Raw genomic sequence first — 1,183 nt, forward strand, 5'->3', positions numbered from 1 at the left:
GCGATGACCAGGCCGCTGCCGGCGCCGGCGAGCAGCAGCGGCGCGGCGGTGGCCCAGCCGGTGCTGTCGCCCGAGGTCAGGTGGGCCGCGAGCGCGGCGCCGCCCAGGCCGACCAGCACGGAGGCCAGGCCGAGCGCGACCAGCCGCCGCCCGCGGCGGGCGACCAGCCGGCCGCCGACGGCCGCCGCCACCGCGGAGCCCACGGCGAACGGGGTGATCGCCAGTCCCGCGGCGAGCGCGGTGTAGTGCAGCCCGGCCTGCAGGTAGAGCGTGAAGACGAAGAAGACCGAGGTGAACCCGGCGAAGTACAGCAATGAGAGCAGGGTGCCGGCGGCGTAGGAGCGGCGGGCGAAGAGGTCCATGCTGACCAGCGGTTCGCGGTGGCGCCCGTACCTGCTCTCCCAGGCGGCGAAGGCGGTGAGCAACAGGACGGCGAAGGGCAGCAGCAGCCAGCGGGCCCGGTCGTGCCACTGCTCCTGGACGAAGGGCAGCAGGAGGGCGGTGGTGCCGACGCCCAGCAGCAGGATGCCGACCGGGTCGAGGTCGCTGTGGCGGACGCGGCCGGCGGGGCGGGGCGGCGGGTCCGGCAGCAGGCGGCGGGCGACCGGCAGCGCGGCGACGCCGATCGGGACGTTGACCAGGAAGACCCAGCGCCAGCCGTGCTGCGGACCGGCGAGTTCGATGAGCAGTCCGCCGAGCAGCGGGCCGACTGCGGTGGAGATGCCGATGACGGCGCCGAGCATCCCGAAGGCCCGGCCGCGTTCGGGGCCGGGGAAGGAGGTCTGGATGAAGCCGGAGACCTGCGGCACGATGATGCCGCCGGCGAGGCCCTGGACCAGTCGGGCGGTGATCAGCCAGGCCTCGTTCTGGGCGGCGCCGCACAGGGCGCTGGCCGCGGTGAACAGGGCGAGGCCGGTCAGGAAGACGGCGCGCCGGTCCCGGGCGTCACCGAGCCGGCCGGCCGGCACGAGGGCGAGGCCGAAGGCCAGCGCGTAGCCGCTGAGCACCCACTGCAGGCCGCTCTGCGTCATGTGCAGGCCGGTGCGGACGGTCGGCAGGGCGACGTTGACGATGCTGACGTCGAGCAGGGTCATGAAGCCGGCGATCAGGCAGACCACCAGGGCGCGCCAGCGCTGGGGCACGGGCTCGGCGGACGTGTCGGGGAGGTCCGTGCGGGCGTCGG

Annotated in this window: 1 protein-coding gene; it reads right to left on the reverse strand. The window is 75.3% G+C overall.

Features of this window, described 5'->3' with window-relative positions; genetic code table 11:
• The coding region (locus ABZ641_RS38425) for an MFS transporter (protein ID WP_359989307.1) at window positions 1-1,142 on the reverse strand (1,142 nt) is incomplete at its 3' end.
• Window positions 1,143-1,183: the final 41 nt, after the last annotated feature.

This window comes from Kitasatospora sp. NPDC007106 (genome assembly GCF_040634455.1).
Lineage (GTDB): Bacteria > Actinomycetota > Actinomycetes > Streptomycetales > Streptomycetaceae > Kitasatospora > Kitasatospora arboriphila.